This is a genomic window from Christiangramia oceanisediminis, from assembly GCF_022570735.2.
In the GTDB taxonomy this organism is placed as follows: domain Bacteria; phylum Bacteroidota; class Bacteroidia; order Flavobacteriales; family Flavobacteriaceae; genus Christiangramia; species Christiangramia oceanisediminis.
The window spans coordinates 566,224-584,479 of record NZ_JANCNS010000003.1; the positions used below are offsets into that span (position 1 = coordinate 566,224).

An 18,256-nucleotide genomic window follows, 5' to 3' on the forward strand; every position below is an offset into this window, starting at 1 on the left:
TTTATGAACTGAACTATATCATTTTTTGATACCACACATTCCCAAATTTGAACAAGTGGTGTACTCACAGAATTCCATTAATGGACAAGCACTGGACTCATACCATCCCAAAAATGAACAAGCGCTGGTATCTAATATAAACATTAATAAACAGGATAAACATTATAAACCACCAAACAGGAAGGCTGTTATTTTTTTGATTTATAAAATTTTGAACCCGACTATCCTACATATTCCAACTTAGATAAAACACCTTCTAAAAGCGATTTAAACGATGATTCTGAAACTTTTTGACCTAAACCAAACAAGTCTTTGCCTCAGGTCAAAATCGTTCAAAAATTTAGCTTAAAATTCGTTTTTCTGCAAATGAAAAATGTATAATTAAATTTGATGATGTTTGGTAGTATTTGGCCGTATAGAACTTTTTTCAAAGGAAATTTTTAAAGACATATATTTTGTTGGATTTTAATTCTATTTGTGAAATCAGATCGGTCAAATTGGATTTGTCGCAAAAATCAACGTAAAAATGCGGCTTTCGAGGCCATTTGACGCAAATCCGAAAAACACCAGAAACAAACACCCTTGTTTTTCAATGCTTTACAAACCATAACATCGCGCAGCGTGTTATCCTCTTGCTATTCCATTTTTTAAGCTGCCGCTTTTAAAATTGAAATACTTTAAACCGATAATCAAGTTTTGGATTGCGGATTCAAAGCCAATTTTACTTTTTATATCTGGCGCATCAATACTTAACTCATAAAACTTAAAATTCATATTGAATTAACATGAATAATAAATAAAGTCTATAAAATTGCAATAGTCCATAAAGAAACCATGAAAAAACATATTATCCTCCTAGCTTTATTATGCCTAAGCTGTTCCGACGATTTTGAAAATTCTCCTGAAAGAAAACCGGCTTTGAGGGATGAATGGACTGTTGAAAAACAAATTGAAAGCCCATTATCCGATATATGGGGTTTTGACGGTTGTTTATATGTAGTTGGTGGGCATAGAAATGAACTTAATAAAGCAGTTATATCATCCAAAGAAAATGAACAATGGATCATTAAGGAAAATTACGAGGGTGAAATTATAATTCGGGACGTGGAAGGCAAGTCATGTAATGAAATCTATGCAGTAGGATCTGGAGGTAGACTATTTATTTTTAACGGTGACCGTTGGACTATTAGGACTTTTGAAAACACCAATTTCACTAATGTCAGTATCATACAAAATAAAATTTATTTAAGTGCTAGCAACGGTTTTTATTTGTACAGAAGTGGGGAATTAGTAAAAATCTTAGAGAAAGAGGTTCATTTTCAGGATGCCTGGGGTGACAATTATGGAAATTTATATGTAGTTGCCTATAGCGGCGAAAAAGATTTTATTTTTCATACAAATGGTGCAGAGTGGATAAACATGTTAGAGAACTCTGAATTTGAAGGAAGCTTTTTATCTTCCATAGAGGGATTTAATAATAAAAATCTTTACGCCGGGGGTTCAGGGGGGAATTTACTTTTTTATAACGGAGAAAAGTGGACCAAAGTTTTAGAAGGTTTTGGTTCAATTAACGACCTGAAATTTTTTAGAGGAACAACTATGTATTTTGCAACCGGATCTACTATTAACCCTGGAAGAATATATAGTGTGAATGGAGGTTTCTATTCATTCGAATATGAAACCAATGAAAGCATCAATGGCTTATGGATTGATGAAAATGTCGGTATTTATGCAGTAAATTCTGGAGGTAAAATAATATCGAATTTGATCAATCTTTGATGTCAAAACAAAACACCTTAATTGTTCGAAAGAAGATAAAATTTTCAAGATGATTGGAGGAAATCAAATGAAAAGGACTAAATGAATAAAGAATTCTAACTCCGAATTATACGATTCCTTTTTATCAACATTTATCAGCTAATAACGAATTAAGTTTCAATCATTAAATCTCTTACATAGATCAAAAAATTAAAATCCCATTTTGATCCACCTCATTAACAATTTCAAAATATTTAAGCCTCACTTATAAAGGATTAATAAAGCTTGATTGACATTAGCTTAATATAATATTCATAGATTTATATACCTAATAATTAGACTTTTAAGTCTGTTAAAACATAATAACTTTAAGCCTGAATAACATGCCTAAGTTCCGAATTTCTTTCCAAGAGAAGATCGATCATTTAAAGGTACACTTTCTGTGCATTCTATGGAAAACAAGGCTTTCTAAAATTCTATCACCCAATTTTCAGAAAGAGAAATCTCCCCGAAGAAGCCTAATAGCTAACCTATCCCCCATTATATATGAAAAAACGTGAAGTTGAAGTTCTAGTACTTTCAGATATCCATTTGGGCACCTACGGCTGTCATGCTCAAGAACTACTGTTTTACCTTAGAACAATCAAACCTAAAATTGTAATTCTAAACGGTGATATTATTGATATGTGGCAATTCAATAAACGATACTGGCCAGAGAGCCACATGAAAATCATTAAACATATCACCGGTTATTTAACAAAGGACGTAGATGTTTATTACATCACCGGGAACCATGATGAAATGCTTAGGAAATTTGTTGGCTTTCAAATGGGATCCTTGAAAATAGTCAACAAGCTTGTATTGAATCTTGATGGTAAAAAAGCCTGGTTCTTTCATGGAGATGTCTTTGATGTGACCATGAAACATTCCAAATGGGTGGCCAAATTGGGAGGAAAAGGTTATGACCTTCTCATCGTATTGAACCGACTTGTAAATCATCTGTCTGAAAAAATAGGACAGGGAAAAATATCGTTCTCAAAAAGGATCAAAAACGGGGTTAAATCTGCTGTCAAATTCATAAATGATTTTGAACAGGTTGCAGCCGATATTGCTATAGATAACCAATATGATTATGTGGTTTGTGGCCATATTCACCATCCCGAAATCAAAACCATTTCAAATAATGAAGGATCGGTAAAATACCTGAATTCTGGAGACTGGGTGGAAAATCTAACCGCACTGGAATACAGCGATGGAGAATGGTCTATTTATAAGTTTTCTGAAGACCAAATAGCTAATGAAACTTTTAAAATGAAGCGAAATTGGGAGGAAGAACCAAAGCTTAACTCTACTATTCTATTTGAAAATCTGATGAAGGAATTCAACCTTCAAAAAAGTCCAGATAATGGCCAGTTTTAAAAATCTTAAGATTCTTTACGCCATTCAGGGAACTGGCAATGGCCACCTGTGTAGAGCAATCGACATCATACCCATTCTGAAGAATTATGCTGAAGTAGATATACTTATTAGTGGGATACAGGCAGATATTGAGCTGCCTTATGAAGTAACCTATCGCCTGAAGGGACTCAGTTTCATCTTTGGAAAAAAGGGAGGGGTTAATATCTGGCAGACCTACCGTAAAAATCATTTGAAGTCGGTTTACAACGAGATAAAAGATCTGCCTGTTGAACAGTACGATCTGGTGATTAATGATTTTGAACCAATTTCGGCCTGGGCCGCATTTTTAAAGAATAAGCCCTGTTTTGCTTTAAGTCATCAATCTGCAGTGCTGGATAAATCGGTTCCATTACCAGAAAAAAATGATTGGATGGGTAAATGGATCCTGAAAAATTACGCCCCGGCAACGGTAAAATTTGGTTTTCATTTCGAGGAATTCAATCAGCATATATTTACTCCGGTAATCAGAAAGCAAATCCGTGACCTGGAAACAACAAATAAAGGTCATTATACGGTTTACCTGCCGGCCTATTCAGATGAACGCATTATTAAAATACTTAATACATTTCCCCAGGTTCAATGGGAGGTATTTTCCAAACATAATTCTCAGCAATATTCAATCGGCAATATTCATATTCACCCCGTAAATAATGAGACTTTTCTTAAAAGCTTTGCATCCTGTACCGGAATTATATGTGGTGCAGGTTTTGAAACTCCGGCTGAAGCCCTGTTCCTTCGGAAAAAATTACTAGTGATCCCTATGAAGAATCAATTCGAGCAACATTGCAATGCGGCAGCTCTTAAGAAGATAGGAGTGCCAGTAATTCAAAATTTTAAAAGCAAGAATATTGAGGTAATTCATAACTGGCTCAACAATCATGAAATATTAGAAATGAATTACCCTGATAGAACAGCTGAAATTATAGAAAATCTTCTTACCGATTTTCAACGAAATTATTCCAGAGAAACCCAAATGCAGGAAAAACTTTTGAAGACAGTCTAGATGTATTTAAAATATAGTAGCTATAAGTCTGCAAATAGCTTTGTAAAAGATGATTTTGGAAAGGATTTTCATTGGGGTGTGTCAACTGCTGCTTTTCAAACAGAGGGAAGTCCCATAGCCGATGGGAAAGGACTTTCCATTTGGGATGTTTTTTCAACAAAAAAAGGCAGGATTTATCAAAATCAAAATGCTGAAGTAGCCTGTGATTTCTATCATCGATATGAGGAAGATATCAAACTCATGGCTGAAATGAATATTCCGAATTTCAGGTTTTCAGTTTCGTGGTCAAGGATCATCCCTGCAGGGACTGGAACTATTAATCAGGCTGGTATTGATTTTTACAACAAGGTTATAGATTGTTGCCTTGTAAACGGAGTTGAACCCTGGATAACGCTATATCACTGGGATCTACCTAACATCCTTGAGGAAAAAGGAGGCTGGACAAACAGGAAAATTCTTGAATGGTTTAGCGAATATGTAACGGTTTGCGCTCAGAAATTTGGAGATAGAGTAAAACACTGGATGGTACTTAATGAACCTCTGGTATTTACCGGAGCGGGATATTTCCTTGGTTTACATGCGCCAGGAAAGAAAGGAATAAAGAACTTTTTGCCAGCAGTTCATCATGCAGCCTTGTGTCAAAGTATTGGAGGCAGAATACTCAAAAGAATAATCCGCGATTCCCGGATAGGTACTACCTTTTCATCTACCCTGATAGAACCTTACCGAAAAAATAAAAAAGATGAAAACGCGGCAATAAGAGTCGATGCCCTGGTAAATCGTCTGTTTATTGAGCCAAGCCTGGGAATGGGATACCCAACCATGGAACTTCCATTTCTGAAGAAAATTGATAAGTATAAGCATAAGGGTGATGAGGAATTACTGAAATTCGATTTTGATTTTATAGGAATACAGAATTATACCCGTGAGATCATTAAAAAGTCCTGGTTCGTTCCATTCATCAAAGCTACTAATGTGAAGGCCGAAAAACGAAAAGTACCTACAACACAAATGGGCTGGGAAGTTTATCCTCCTTCGATTTATGAAATACTTCGAAAATTCGGGAATTATGACCAATCTAAGGAATTGATAGTGACTGAAAATGGAGCAGCCTTTCCTGACCATTTAACTGATGGAAATGTAAATGATACCAATCGAAAAAAATTCATCAAAAAACACTTACAGGAAGTACTTAGAGCAAAAAAAGAAGGTGTAAATGTCAGGGGATATTTTGTGTGGAGTTTTACCGATAATTTTGAGTGGGCGGAAGGTTACAAACCAAGATTCGGTTTAGTCTATATCGATTACAAAACCCAAAAACGCAGTATTAAAAGCAGTGGGATTTGGTACAGTGAATTTTTAAAAAATGCTAGCAGCCTTAGAGTGCTAAAATGATGTAAAAAATAAAAATTTAATACTGAGTTTTCTTTAGCAGTTGATCCATAATATTCTCTAAACACATTTTCGATGATACTCTTTTACCTTTAAATAAACCGTTAGAGTGACCATTCAGAAATTCTTTTTTAAAGTACTATCTTTACCATTATTTAATACTGAAAAAGTGTACTGTTTTTATCTTGAGAAAAAGCAGCGTCTTGGGTTTCAGAAGATCCATACCAAGGATTGCGAATTACTTCCAGAAAAAAAGGCTCGATTTAAACTAGGTTATTTCGATAATTACGAAGAGCTTATTGATCATGCAAAAAATGAATACGGAGATGTGAAACTCTGTGAGCTTTGTTGTAATACCGAAGCTGAATCGTAATAAAAAAGACCAGATTTTAATCAACTAGAAAATACCAATTAAAAACCCCTTGATTACAGGGGTTTTTCGTTTTGAAATCTTTTGTCGGTAAGGCTTTCCATAAAAGCAATAATGGCTTCCATCTCCTCTTCGTTTAAATCAAGAGAGTCTGGAGGGAGGGTTTGATATTCCTCAATAATCCCCAGGCCGGCTCCACCTCCGTTATTGTAAAACTCCATCACCTGCTCTAAATTAGTGTACACTCCATTATGCATATACGGTGCAGTAAGGGCAATATTTCTCAATGTTGGTGTCTTGAAGAAAAATTTTCTGCTTTCTGTTTTCATTAAGGTATACCTTCCCAGATCTGGATCTATTGAAGAGTTAGCTGATGTATCTTTTGGAACTCCCAACAGTTCCATTTCTGTATCGAGAAATTCAGGAGGGATCGTTCCATTAAAAACAGGAGCGAAATGGCAGGTAGCGCATTTTGCCTTTCCCATGAATAGGTTGAAGCCTTTAATCTCCTGGCTACTCAAACTATTCTCAATCCCATTTATATTATTATCGAATTTCGAATTAAACGGCATAAGGTCCCTGATATAACTAGCGATAGCATTCCTGATATTCCCATGTGTAGCGCCTCGCTTATATAATTTATCAAACTCTTTTACGTAAGTAGAATCTGAAGCAACGGTTTCACTAAACTTTTCAAGGTCTGAATGGAATTCATTTTCTGCGTTAATAACCGCCACAATTTGTTTCTCCAGTCCTCGCGACCGATTATCATAAAAGAATGCTTTTTGAAGAGCCGCATAACCCAGTGTTGGAGTATTCCTGATCTGACCTTCAAATTTGGTAAGGCCATCGGTAAAAGCTTTATCAGCCTGATGACAGGTAGCACAGCTCATCGTTTTTGTATTTGAAAGGCTGGAATCCTCGAACAATCTTTTTCCAAGTTCAGCCTTAGCCTCGGTAAACTGATTATTTCTGTTATAAGCTGTAAAATAATCCAGGTTAAATGTCTGCCTTTCAAAAAGGCTTTCAGCATCTATACCGATTGGCAAACCAACCGGAAAATCTGCATTCCAGTCTTCCCTGGTCCTTTTCCATAATTCTAGCTGCATATGAGTATGGTCCTTTATAAAGCTGTATCGATCGAAATCATTAAAATTCGTGTCTAAACTTTGAATGCTTCGCTCAATTTCGGTCTTCCATGATTCATATAGATCAGGCCTTTTAAACTCAGATTTAAAAATTTCCAAAATATGACCAATCGAGGTGTATACGATTCCTGCTTCCTGAAGCGAGCGCTCCAGCACCGGAGAATCAAATCCCGTTATTCCCAGGGTACTAATCCTTATTATCTCATCGCGAATCAACCATAGAATATGGTAATTTTGAAAATTGAATTCCGTATTCTGCTGAATAAAATTCATCCTGTTCCTGGTACTTGAAATTGCCTTCTGAAGTGCTTCAGGATCTATAGATTCTGCAAAAAGATTCTCCTCGATTACCTGGTATCCAAAAGGTTCAAAGCTTTTAATGTTGGTTTCATCTTCCTCCTCAACCTTGAGAATATTGGGAGCATTCAATGCCTTATAGGTTTTCTTTTCAGCGAAAGCCAGAATAGCCTCTGCTTGCTTAAATGAATTGCGGCTTTGAATATAAAAGTGTTTTTTCCTCTCAATTTCATTTTCGGCCTGGAGACTGTCTAGGTATATAACGCTTCTTTTGATTTGATCCAGGTAATAATTTTCCAGTTTTTTTACCGGAGGCAATTCAGCATATTCTGTATCCTGACTTTCTTTACAGGAAATCAGGAATAGGAAAAGGCATGGAAATACCCATGCCTTAATAGTTTGTTTTTTGAACATTTTTAAGCTCATTTTATCTGTCTAATCCTTTTAGCACGTATAACTGGCTTCCCTCATTTGAATATGCTGCATTGGTAGAGGTATCTGTAAACGAAGCATCTTCCCAGCCATGGTTTTGAGTGATCAAAAGAAACATATCCTTAACTCCAACAGTTTCAGAAATATCGATCATCCCGGTTATTTCCCAGGTATTATCGGTGGTTCCATATCCCATTGATGCAGCCAGTTCCTGGTCACATTCAAGTACCGTTCTTAGTTTGCCGGTCTCAAGATCATATTGGTACAGGCGTGCGAAATGATTTTTAAGAGGATTAGGATCATTGCCATAATTAGGATCCTCCTGGATATAAGCATAATTTTCGGTTACCACGATATTATCAGGGCTTAGGAATGTTTTAGCTTCCCCTTCCAGGTTATCTCCGTCAAGTACGCAAGTGATTTTTCCTGGCGCGGTAGGATCGTTTTCATTTAATTCCAGTTTGTAAACTCTACCATAAATGGTAGCCGCATCATCAGTAAAATCGCTGTCTCTTCTTCCGGTCACACAGAAATAGATCTCTCTTTGGTTTTTGGCTGAACCTCTTCTCCAGTCGATATCTTCAAGTCTTGTAAAGCCCATCACACCTTTGGCATCGGCTTCCATTTCAAGCTCTTCAAGGGTTTGTCCAGTTAATTCCACAAATTCCATATCATAGGATTGACCTTCCAGCATTTCAGCTTCCTGGCCAACTTCGAAACCTGGCACTTTCAGACCATAAAGTTTTCCGTTGTTGAAACTTCCTGCATCTGAAACATACATTCCCAATTGGCCAGATGGTTCATCACCAGATGAATCGTCATCTCCAATAAAGGTTACAGTTTTACCTGGATAAGCATCTCTTCCGATTGGCACTGCATTTTCAACAGTCCACTGACCCATCCCGTTAATGATATCAGCAGTAGAGGCATTAGCAGCATCCTTGTTTGGATCTAGTTGGAAAACTTTCCCTGGATTTCCGGAAATTGACCATTCACCACCGGAAAGATAAACAGGAGAAAAGAATCCATTTTCTTCGGTTACCAGGGTTCCTGAACATTGAGCTACATTTCCGGTTGCAGTAGCATTAAGGATATATTCACCGCTAATAGGTTTTAAGCCTGCATCTAGCTGGATCCTGGCTACAGAGAAATCGGCCTCGATATTATTGATCAATGTAAAAGTTCCGTCAGGATTTCTTAATAGTCCTGCACCGTCGGCCATAGAACCATAAATGAAGTCGGTGTTTTTTCCAGTGGTAGGAAGCACATCTTCAGAAGACAAGATAGGATAAGCCTTTACTCTTCGGAACTGAGGTTCGATCTTAAGAAAGGATGGAGTTTCAGAATAGGCTTTTAAAGGAGCCATTTCTGGACGAATACCTTTGAGTTTAAGATCTGCTGAAGTTTCTTCAAAAGCAGACTGATCCTCGGTACAGGAAGTGAAGCAAATTAATCCTGCAAGAGCGAGGATCGAGAGATTTGATTTCATAATTAAATTGGTTTTAAGTTTACAGGAATAAAAGTACTTTCAGGCTTCTTGAAGGTGTTTAATTAAAAATCATTTGATCTTAAATTAATGGCTACCTATATGTTACCCAGATTAACTCATTATTAAAATCTAAAATCGAATAGTCTTCAGGATTTAAATTATTTGGGAATGGCCTACATTTATATTTCACCTGATTCTTACTCAATAGGAAATTCCATTAAAATCTGAACCACTATCATGATCAAATTCTTTCTTCTCAGTTTCCTTTTCTTAGTTTTTTCCTGCAAAAAAAATCACGAAAGAGCTTCAGAAGCTTATTCCGGAGAACAGGAAATTGAAATTCATGGCCATAGAGGTAGCAGGGGAACCATGCCCGAAAACACCATTCAGGGATTTATAGCGGCAATTAATGACAGCGCAGATGTACTGGAAATGGACGTGGTAATTTCGAATGATAAAAAAGTAGTGGTTTCCCACGAAGCCTATATGGCTTCCAAATTCGTTTTGCTTCCAAATGGAAATATAATTCAGCCAAAAGATGAACGTAAGTTCAATCTTTACGAAATGAGTTATGATAGTATTCAAAAATTCGAAACAGGCTTAAAAGAGGATCAGGGATTTCCCGACCAGAAAAAAATATCAACTTATAAACCCTTGCTTTCGGAAGTTATAGATAGTGTTGAAGAGTATATTCGAAATAATGAAATTGCTCCAGTGAGATATAATATTGAGATAAAATCAGATCCACGCGATTATAAAGAATATCAACCGGAACCCGAAGAATTTGTAGAATTGGTGATGAAACTTATTCAAAGTAAAAACATAGAAAACAGGTATAGTATTCAATCCTTTGACACGAATATACTTGAGATTTTAAATGAAAAATACCCGAAAGTGCCACTGGTTTATCTGGTATATAAACCAGGAATATCTAATAATCTTGAACAACTTTCTTTCGTACCAGACATTTATAGCCCAGAGTATAATCTGATTACCACCAAGGCTTTTGTAGACACCGTCAAGAGAAAAAATATGAAATTGATTCCGTGGACGGTTAACGATAGCCTTGCCATAAAGAGAATGAAATCCTTTGGTGTAGATGGGATTATTTCAGATTATCCTAACCGGGTTTATAATTTGCTTCAGAATGATATTTCAAAAAAGAATTAAAAATGGAAAAGCCCCTCGGTAGGGGCTAAACCTGCTTATATACCGAATGGCAAAGCGGCTATCTAGGAAGGGGAATGCTATACTTCAAAATTAGGTGTTTTAAAAGTGAGTATTGTTAGTTTTATTTTATTTAAAACTTAAATTTTCAACCTGTTATTCAAGATTAGTCATTTAAATTCCACTAGCTAATTTTCATTGCTTTCTATATAAAATTACCCCACTATAAAAAAAGGATGCCCCTAAAAACATCCTTATTCTTTCGATTCCTATGAGAATCAAGATTTCATTTAGTCATTCAATGTTTCTAAGGTCCTATCCAGGTCTTTGCCAATCTTGTACAAATACAAATTGACTATCAGCAAAATGAAGACAGAAGAAAATATGAATACTAGCATGATATTTATGATTCGCTTTAATTATTGAAGCAAATATAGCAGCAGGTAATAGGTTCAAGAATAAATGAAAATTAAAAAAAGGCTATGATAAATGAAGAGGTAAGATTTAATTTAATCCAGAATTAATTACGAAGAACCAAATATTAAAATTTTATAAAGCGAGACTAATCTGGTGACCAATTAACTTCGAATTAGCACTCTAACCCACTAAATCTCCATTTAAAATTTATTTTACTTTTTATATCTGGAGCATCTTCCTTTTGTTCTTTCCTTTAGAAAAATAAAAAGCCCTGATTCTGATTTTAGATTTTACTTCCCATAGAGCTGTATGCATTTCCTTTCTGAAATAGGTTGGAATAAAATTTCGCGATAAGAAAGACTTATAAATAGCTTAGCGGTTTATGCAGTCTGATTAGCGCTAAATTTTATAGGTTTGGAAGAAAGGGAAATGCCGAAAGTAAATCAGAAAAATTTGAGGTTTTTCGTTTAATCCAGATTCATAACGATGTAGTTTATAAAACCACCCCCCTGTTAGAAAGGGAATAATTAGCTTCACTAATCCGCTATTCTTAAAAGTTTTTACTGCAAAAATTGTGGTTTACAAGCTTTGAAACATATTAAGATTATCTCTATCATATGGCTCAATTTAATTTTTATAGCTTTATAGCTAAACCAACTTTAATTATGTTCTTAAAAAATTTAATGCTTTTGAGCTTGATAAGCTGCAACCTTGTTATAGCTCAAAAGAAGGATTTTTCATTATCAGGAAAAACATCTAATATTAATGATGGTACCTATCTATTTCTTCGAGATCTCGTAAATGGAGGGAATATTGATTCTGCTCTTGTTAAAAATAATAGCTTCAAATTTGAAACAATTTTGACTGAACCCGTTGTTTACACAATGCTCTTTTCAAGGGACCGAAAAAACTTTAAAGAAGTTTGGATTGAAGATTCAGAAATGACATTTAATTCTTCCAATGTAGATTTTAAAAATGCGAAAATAACAGGATCTCGCAATCAATACTTATTTGAGGAATTAATTGAAGACACATACTCCAATTCAAATAATTTATCAAAGAAAATTATTAAAGAAAAGGAAGTCTCCTTTATCAAAAATCACCCCGATGCTGTTATAAGTGCCTATCTCTTACATGGTAATAAGAAATTGAATAAAGAGGAAATTAAAGGGCTTTTCAAAAACCTTACAGATGATGTAAAGCAAAGTTCTTTGGGTAAAAAGATAGCAAGGAATATTGAAAATAACATCGCTTCAATAGGAAAGGAATTTCCTGATTTTAGTATCCCAAATGAGAAAGGTGAAATAAAACAAATTTCAAAATTGACCGGTGGTCTCACCTTGCTTCAATTCTGGTCATCTACTTGTTATGGTAGTAGATTGATGAATCCGAAGCTAAAGGAAATTTATGAGAAATACCATTCGGAAGGATTTAGAATTGTTGGGATTTCCAGAGATAGAATCAAAGATAATTGGACCAATGCGATTAAAGAGGATAATCTTACCTGGCCTCAATTAAGTAATCTGGAAAGCTGGGAAGGCGAAGTTTTCCAGGCATATGGTATTTCAACTACCCCTTCAAATATTTTAATTAATGAAAAAGGAATTATTGTAGAACGAGATATAGATATTGAAGATTTAGATAATACTATTTCCCGTTATTTGAATTAAGAATTTCGCGCAGTTTAAAGAAAAAAACTGACCAAAGTAGGACATACACCAATAGCTGGCACCGTAAAATTGAAAAATAGTATCTTCAAAAATAAATCAAACCAAAACGGGACAATCTGCCTCCACTATTCCACTGACTAATTTTATGATAAATTGTGAGGCACATTTTGAACGCAACCTTTTGTTTAATTTTTCATCTATTATCTAAACAGAGAACTTGGAAAGATTTATCATACTTCTTATATCAATAATCAGCCTTGGTTGTAGTAGAGACGATATCGGTTACATAGAATCTGATATAAATTTTATGCCGGTAGAAATTTATAACAATTCAAATACTTCAGAAATTCCAGATCTAAAACTTAAACTGATCACAGAAGAAATATATCCCTGTATTAATTACACTATAATTACCGATCAGTCAATAGAAAAAAATGTGCTCAGGATAAGAATGAAAGAAATTTCCAATCCGGGTATCTGTTTAACAGCTTTAGGCCCGGCAACTGCTTATATAGATCTACCAGAAAATATTACTGAGATAAGCTTTATCAATGGCCAGACAATTGACAAATATTCAATTGAAATTAACCAGGAAAAAATTTCCATAAATCGCATTGAAAGTAACTTTACAAATTTGCTTTTTGAAGATACTTTTCGATATCCTGAAAATTCTTTTGCCTACGTAGGTGGTACGAACACCGATAACACTGAAATCTATCAGGCTTTTTTAGAAGTACTGCTTGAAAATCCAAATTTCACGCAATTCAGCTTTGAGGGAGAGGGACGGATACCTTATCCTCCCGCCTCAGATGGTCATTGGGTTGACCGCCCATCGAAGTATTTCAAATACACAGATTACGAAGAATTCGAAAATTTAGAATCAATTCTACAGGACTTTTCAAATGAAAATATTGAGGAAAATTCTGGTGTTTCACTTTCCATTTACGGTTGGGATAATATAAGTTATCATAGCTGGCTTAATAACTAGTCAGGAACCCCCTATCAGTTTATACTTAAATAGACTCCACCGTTAGAAAGAAAACTGGTATATTCACCATCATTCTGGCTAGGCCTACGAATCAATTTTCCCGTTCTATGATGCAATTATAATCAATGAAATAATTCTTATTTCAATTAGATTGTGTTGGATAAAACAATTTAATAATGACGAAAATCTTACTAACCTCACTACTGTTTTCACTGAGCTTAAATAGCTATTCTCAATCTGAAAAGGATAATCTATTAGAGCAGGATATTGATGAGATAATTGAAGAACTAAAATTCATGTACCATTATGATCAGGCTACGAGAGAATATTTGTACTATCAAACATTTGATAAGTCGATCACTGATAGCATTGAAAATTTAAGCAATGAGGTAAGAGAAAACAGGTTGAAATTCACCCCGGTTAAGTCAGATTCCCTCAAGAAAAAGATCTGGAAAAATTATATTACCCCAATGGACAAGATCCACACGGAGAGAGTAATTGAAATAACGAAAAAATATGGGTTCCCTTCCGCTAAAAGATTAAAAGAATATTCGGAAGAAAACATTGATTTTAATCCTTTGATCCTGTTAATTCATTCCCCATTCGAATATTCAGAAGATCTAAAGAAAATAGTAAAAATAGAACGGGAAAAGGGAAGGTTAGAAAAGTGTGATTATGGATATCTACTTTGGCATTTAAATGGTCGTTCAGATTTTCAACCAATGCTGGACAATGGATATGCAATGACTAAAAAAGAAGATGGAACTATCGAACTAAAAGCAGTGGACTGTGATTAAAATTTCGAAAACTGCTATAAAATAAAAGCTAGCCCTTGTCGCTATCTGCATAGCGCAAACAAAAGACTGCGATAGACCAGATAAAACAAGTAGTTTTATCTGGCACTTTTGAAGCTATTTTTTATTGCTTTGTTAGAGTCACAACTTCATCAAGGGTTTTGTACCAGCTAATTTGTTGATCATCTATTTTTGAAAAGCTAAACATTACCGTGTTTCCTTCTGGATAATTGAGTTCTAAACGGAAATGTTCTTCATTATTGATTTCCAGAATACCCATAGAAACACTGGAATCATGCATAGATTTCAGATGATCCTTTTGGCTTATTTCACCCGAACCTGAAAGTACGATAATATCATCCTCAGTGATCTCAAAACCTGTTCTTGAATCCTCATAAGTATCTGCTTGCCAGGTACCAAGTAGCCAGGCCGGCGGATTAATAGGATTTACATAGGTTTCATCATCTTTGCTACAGGAAATAGTTAAGATACATAAACATAGGAGGATCAAATTCTTTTTCATGATGGTAAATAGGTTACAATTGAAAATCGCCTTCTTAAATCTAATAATGTGAAGCAGTAGGAATAACGGGGTTTTACACTAATGCTCGTAAATCTAAAGCTTTTCTTAAACAGGAAAAAGGAGAAATCCGTTTAAAAATAAACCAGGATTGATATTCTCAAATTGGTTTGAGCTACTTTCCGGTGAATCATGCAGTTGGAAAAATAGTTTAAAATGACCTATTTTGTCCCTTCTTTTGGTTTATTTGTGCTGAACCTCTAACGTTCCAGAATGAAAATTTTTTATCTGCACCGACTCAAAAGCAAATTAAGATAATTCCTTTCCGCTGAAATATTTGATAAGATCCTGCTTCTGCCTTTTCCATAAACTCCCTGGGATTAATGTCAAAGCAAATACCGGTTGAAGTTTTCTTCCTAAATTTGGCGCTACTAAATACAGTGTGAAAAGAACTTTAGTAAGATATAGAAATACTGCTTTTGGAAGGTTTGTTTTTCGCAATCAAAAGTACGCTCCCATTCTTTTTTTTATGGGTGGTTTCATATTTGACACCCTCACCTTAGGGCGAATAGATCGTGTTTATGATACGGTAGTACTATGCTCGCATATGACCTTATTATCCTTAACACTTTATTTATATAATACAGTGGATGATAACAGGTGGGAAGGTACTTTTATCGAACGATATTCCGAATATCTTCCACTAGCCATACAGTTCTTCTTTGGCGCACTTTCAAGTGCTTTTGTCATCTATTTTTTCAGAAGTGTGTCGATGTCAAAAACTCTGTTTTTTTTCATACTGCTGGTTCTGCTCCTATTTGCAAACGAGTTTCTTAAAAGTAAGATCTCCAACAAATACCTTCAGTTTAGTGTTTATTTTTTTATCAGTTTTACCTTTTTCGCCTTTATTATTCCCACGCTGATCAAGGAAATGAATACCTTTATTTTTATCATTTCGGGGCTGATAAGTTTGGGGTGTACGCTAGCACTCATCACGTTTATTTACAGTTCAAGCCCAGTCACAAGAGCTGAGATAAGTTTAAAAAAACTCATCGGTCTTATCCTTTCTATCTATATATCAATTAATGTTTTTTACTATTTCAATTTGATTCCTCCAGTGCCACTAGCTATGGATACCGGGTTGGTGGCTCATAATGTGCGAAAAATAAATAACGAATACTTTGTTACCTACGAAAAGAACCCATGGTATATATTCTGGCGTAAACATGACACCAATTTTCATCACCAGGCAGGTGAAAGAGTTTATGTATTCACTTCTGTTTTTGCACCTACAGATTTAAAAAAGTCCATTTTTCATAGGTGGAAATGGTACAATCCTGAAACCAGAAAATGGGAAGTAACAGATGATATTGATTTTGAAGTTGCCGGTGGGCGTGATCGTGGTTTCCGTGGATATACCTATAAAAATAACCTTAAGGAAGGCCAATGGAAAGTTGAAGTAATTACCGAAGAGGAACTGATACTTGGTATTGTGGATTTTGAGATTAAAAACACTGCTAAACCTCCTAAAGGAAGAATGGTAAAGAAATCATTTTAACAACGGTTACCTCAATTAATGAAACGACATATTTTGTCGCTTTCTCTTGTTTTATTTGTCCTGAACTTCTAAATTAACAGGATGAATATTCTACCTTCACGGACTCCATAGCAAACTCATCCCCGGAAAAGGAAAAGTACTGGAACAATACGGAGAAGTCTTTGCTCCCGATATCAATTATAAACATCAGCATATCCAGCCTGTAGAAATATTAAAGCAATTCCCACATACCGAATTCAACGCCATTATCGGCAGCAGTATGGGAGCTTTGAATGCCTATATCATTTCTGAAAATATTGGCAGGCCGGCATTGATGTTCAATCCGCCGCTATCCAAATACCGGTCTGTAGAATTTAAACCGAAATTTAAGAAAGGACATATTTTCCAGATGTTCCGACTTGGAGGTAAGGATGAAATTGATGTGGCAGCCAAGATTGCCGATGCCCTCGAAGTAAGCCTGGATTTTTTGATTGGTAAGGTAGACCAGGAACTCGACCAGCACCCGCTTAAACGTATGATCGAGGTACAGCAAATGGGAGAAGATGATAAAGAATATTCTTTATACTTTAGATGCTTTGATCAAAAATGTAAAATTTAAGTCTATCGCTTAAACCATGGAAGTAACTTACCCCCGGCAACTGGTATATTTCACCTATTTAGCGACACCGGTACAAGAAGGTACAGCTTATATATTCTTTGCTATGGATCATTACTCGGAGTTCGTTTTTCAATTAGGCGTAGAACCTAATAACTCTGAAGAAGCCACCCTACGCCAGCTTAAAAAGCTGATGAAAAACAAAGGCTTTAAAACGTCCCCTAAAAAACCGTTTACCCTTATGACTAGTTGCGGGAAGGACTTTAAAGATAAAATGCAAGCCGCCATACGACCCTACAATGGCAACCTAATCATAGATATCGAAACAACCCTGGAGAAGACCCATGATTTCGCCGGATATCTCACCAGCAAATATTAATTATTACCTTTGAGACTATGAGTACAACAGCAACCAAACCAAATCATATAGGCCGTAAAATTGCCCGCATTCGTGAACTGCGCGGCATGAAGCAAGAGACCCTCGCCGAGGAGCTGGGCATTTCACAGCAGAGTGTTTCGCATCTAGAGCAAAGTGAGACCTTAGAAGATGATAAGCTGGAACGAGTGGCCTAAGCGCTGGGTGTTTCTAAAGAAGCCATTGAGAATTTTAGCGAGGAAGCTATATTTAATAATATTCAGAACAACTACGAAGGATCCACCATTAATGCCGGGCCTACGATTAACCATCATTGTACCTTTAATCCTCTGGATAAACTGGTAGAAGCCTACGAAGAAAACAAAAAACTCTACGAACGTCTGGTGCAAGCCGAAAAGGATAAGGTTTCGTATTTGGAGAAGTTAGTGGGCAAAATAGAAAATCACTGATTTCAACCTTTTAGTTTAAAAACCCTCTCCTTTTTCCATATAAGATTTCTCCTTTTTCTGATGAATTTAAAAAAACACTGTCTATTCAAATAGGTAATGATTAGCTAGTCTAACTATAAATGTTATTATACCTAGAAAGACAAATATCCACCAGTATTTTTTAAGTCGTTTGTTTTGTTCATGATTTGTATATTTTAATACTAAACCAAAAGCTATTGCAAGTAGAGGAACAATAATTTTAATGGCTTCCATTTTTAATTGTTTTTTTATTTACTCTTCTAAAATTTTTAGAAGGAAGAACACTGTTGTCATTAAGCCCAATAAAATTGCTGCAATTATTTGAGTGAACGGTGTAATATCAGTGGCACCAATTTT

General features: G+C 35.4%; 15 protein-coding genes and 1 pseudogene. 13 read left to right on the plus strand and 3 right to left on the minus strand.

Translation table 11 applies throughout. The annotated features are described in order from the left end of the window. The first annotated feature begins 834 nt into the window (after positions 1-834). The 5 genes from MKO06_RS15340 (at position 835) to MKO06_RS15360 (ending at position 5,984) form a co-directional block, all read left to right on the plus strand. Complete coding sequence (locus MKO06_RS15340) at positions 835-1,779, plus strand: beta propeller repeat protein (protein ID WP_241552143.1); 945 nt, start codon at positions 835-837, stop codon at positions 1,777-1,779. A gap of 525 nt (positions 1,780-2,304) precedes the next feature. Continuing rightward, complete coding sequence (locus MKO06_RS15345; protein WP_241552144.1) at positions 2,305-3,177, plus strand: UDP-2,3-diacylglucosamine diphosphatase; 873 nt, start codon at positions 2,305-2,307, stop codon at positions 3,175-3,177. After that, positions 3,164-4,219 carry a glycosyltransferase family protein gene (locus MKO06_RS15350; RefSeq protein ID WP_241552145.1) on the plus strand — a complete coding sequence of 352 codons (1,056 nt, stop codon included), beginning with the start codon at positions 3,164-3,166 and terminating at the stop codon, positions 4,217-4,219. The genes MKO06_RS15345 and MKO06_RS15350 overlap by 14 nt, the downstream gene beginning before the upstream one ends. Next, positions 4,220-5,614 carry a GH1 family beta-glucosidase gene (locus MKO06_RS15355; RefSeq protein WP_241552146.1) on the plus strand — a complete coding sequence of 465 codons (1,395 nt, stop codon included), beginning with the start codon at positions 4,220-4,222 and terminating at the stop codon, positions 5,612-5,614. A gap of 166 nt (positions 5,615-5,780) precedes the next feature. Beyond that, positions 5,781-5,984, plus strand: a complete 204-nt coding sequence (locus tag MKO06_RS15360) for a hypothetical protein (protein ID WP_241552147.1) — start codon at positions 5,781-5,783, stop codon at positions 5,982-5,984. 53 nt (positions 5,985-6,037) lie between these two features. On the opposite strand, the gene MKO06_RS15365 is transcribed toward MKO06_RS15360, so the two are convergent. Then, positions 6,038-7,840, minus strand: a complete 1,803-nt coding sequence (locus MKO06_RS15365; protein WP_241552148.1) for a cytochrome-c peroxidase — start codon at positions 7,838-7,840, stop codon at positions 6,038-6,040. Positions 7,841-7,853: 13 nt separating this feature from the next. After that, positions 7,854-9,347, minus strand: a complete 1,494-nt coding sequence (locus MKO06_RS15370) for a PhoX family protein (RefSeq protein WP_241552149.1) — start codon at positions 9,345-9,347, stop codon at positions 7,854-7,856. A gap of 237 nt (positions 9,348-9,584) precedes the next feature. Between MKO06_RS15370 and MKO06_RS15375 the strand changes: the two genes are divergently transcribed. From MKO06_RS15375 to MKO06_RS15390, 4 genes are all read left to right on the plus strand, one after another. Next, positions 9,585-10,517, plus strand: coding sequence for a glycerophosphodiester phosphodiesterase family protein (locus MKO06_RS15375; RefSeq protein ID WP_241552150.1), 933 nt, complete (start codon positions 9,585-9,587; stop codon positions 10,515-10,517). Between the two features lie 1,031 nt (positions 10,518-11,548). Next, positions 11,549-12,601: a TlpA disulfide reductase family protein gene (locus MKO06_RS15380; protein WP_241552151.1), complete on the plus strand. Its 1,053-nt coding sequence runs from the start codon at positions 11,549-11,551 to the stop codon at positions 12,599-12,601. A gap of 217 nt (positions 12,602-12,818) precedes the next feature. Then, complete coding sequence (locus tag MKO06_RS15385) at positions 12,819-13,589, plus strand: hypothetical protein (RefSeq protein WP_241552152.1); 771 nt, start codon at positions 12,819-12,821, stop codon at positions 13,587-13,589. A gap of 176 nt (positions 13,590-13,765) precedes the next feature. Continuing rightward, complete coding sequence (locus tag MKO06_RS15390) at positions 13,766-14,386, plus strand: hypothetical protein (RefSeq protein ID WP_241552153.1); 621 nt, start codon at positions 13,766-13,768, stop codon at positions 14,384-14,386. 121 nt (positions 14,387-14,507) lie between these two features. On the opposite strand, the gene MKO06_RS15395 is transcribed toward MKO06_RS15390, so the two are convergent. After that, entirely contained in the window at positions 14,508-14,906 is a 399-nt protein-coding gene (locus MKO06_RS15395; RefSeq protein WP_241552154.1) for a hypothetical protein, read from the minus strand. A gap of 439 nt (positions 14,907-15,345) precedes the next feature. Between MKO06_RS15395 and MKO06_RS15400 the strand changes: the two genes are divergently transcribed. The 4 genes and pseudogenes from MKO06_RS15400 (at position 15,346) to MKO06_RS15415 (ending at position 17,881) form a co-directional block, all read left to right on the plus strand. Next, positions 15,346-16,461, plus strand: coding sequence for a DUF2914 domain-containing protein (locus MKO06_RS15400; RefSeq protein ID WP_241552155.1), 1,116 nt, complete (start codon positions 15,346-15,348; stop codon positions 16,459-16,461). Between the two features lie 259 nt (positions 16,462-16,720). Further along, positions 16,721-17,059, plus strand: a complete 339-nt coding sequence (locus MKO06_RS15405; RefSeq protein WP_241552156.1) for a hypothetical protein — start codon at positions 16,721-16,723, stop codon at positions 17,057-17,059. A gap of 16 nt (positions 17,060-17,075) precedes the next feature. Continuing rightward, a complete protein-coding gene (locus tag MKO06_RS15410; RefSeq protein ID WP_241552157.1) occupies positions 17,076-17,435 on the plus strand; it encodes a hypothetical protein in 360 nt (119 codons plus the stop codon). Positions 17,436-17,452: 17 nt separating this feature from the next. Continuing rightward, a pseudogene (locus MKO06_RS15415) lies at positions 17,453-17,881 on the plus strand (helix-turn-helix domain-containing protein). Positions 17,882-18,256: the final 375 nt, after the last annotated feature.

Bases quoted from the DNA above. Each gene is read 5' to 3' on its own strand.
- MKO06_RS15350 (WP_241552145.1), top strand. From the start codon at position 3,164: ATGGCCAGTTTTAAAAATCTTAAGATTCTTTACGCCATTCAGGGAACT.
- MKO06_RS15365 (WP_241552148.1), bottom strand. From the start codon at position 7,840: ATGTTCAAAAAACAAACTATTAAGGCATGGGTATTTCCATGCCTTTTC.
- MKO06_RS15395 (WP_241552154.1), bottom strand. From the start codon at position 14,906: ATGAAAAAGAATTTGATCCTCCTATGTTTATGTATCTTAACTATTTCC.
- MKO06_RS15410 (WP_241552157.1), top strand. From the start codon at position 17,076: ATGGAAGTAACTTACCCCCGGCAACTGGTATATTTCACCTATTTAGCG.
- MKO06_RS15405 (WP_241552156.1), top strand. From the start codon at position 16,721: ATGGGAGCTTTGAATGCCTATATCATTTCTGAAAATATTGGCAGGCCG.
- MKO06_RS15355 (WP_241552146.1), top strand. From the start codon at position 4,220: ATGTATTTAAAATATAGTAGCTATAAGTCTGCAAATAGCTTTGTAAAA.
- MKO06_RS15390 (WP_241552153.1), top strand. From the start codon at position 13,766: ATGACGAAAATCTTACTAACCTCACTACTGTTTTCACTGAGCTTAAAT.
- MKO06_RS15340 (WP_241552143.1), top strand. From the start codon at position 835: ATGAAAAAACATATTATCCTCCTAGCTTTATTATGCCTAAGCTGTTCC.
- MKO06_RS15370 (WP_241552149.1), bottom strand. From the start codon at position 9,347: ATGAAATCAAATCTCTCGATCCTCGCTCTTGCAGGATTAATTTGCTTC.
- MKO06_RS15345 (WP_241552144.1), top strand. From the start codon at position 2,305: ATGAAAAAACGTGAAGTTGAAGTTCTAGTACTTTCAGATATCCATTTG.
- MKO06_RS15375 (WP_241552150.1), top strand. From the start codon at position 9,585: ATGATCAAATTCTTTCTTCTCAGTTTCCTTTTCTTAGTTTTTTCCTGC.
- MKO06_RS15380 (WP_241552151.1), top strand. From the start codon at position 11,549: ATGGCTCAATTTAATTTTTATAGCTTTATAGCTAAACCAACTTTAATT.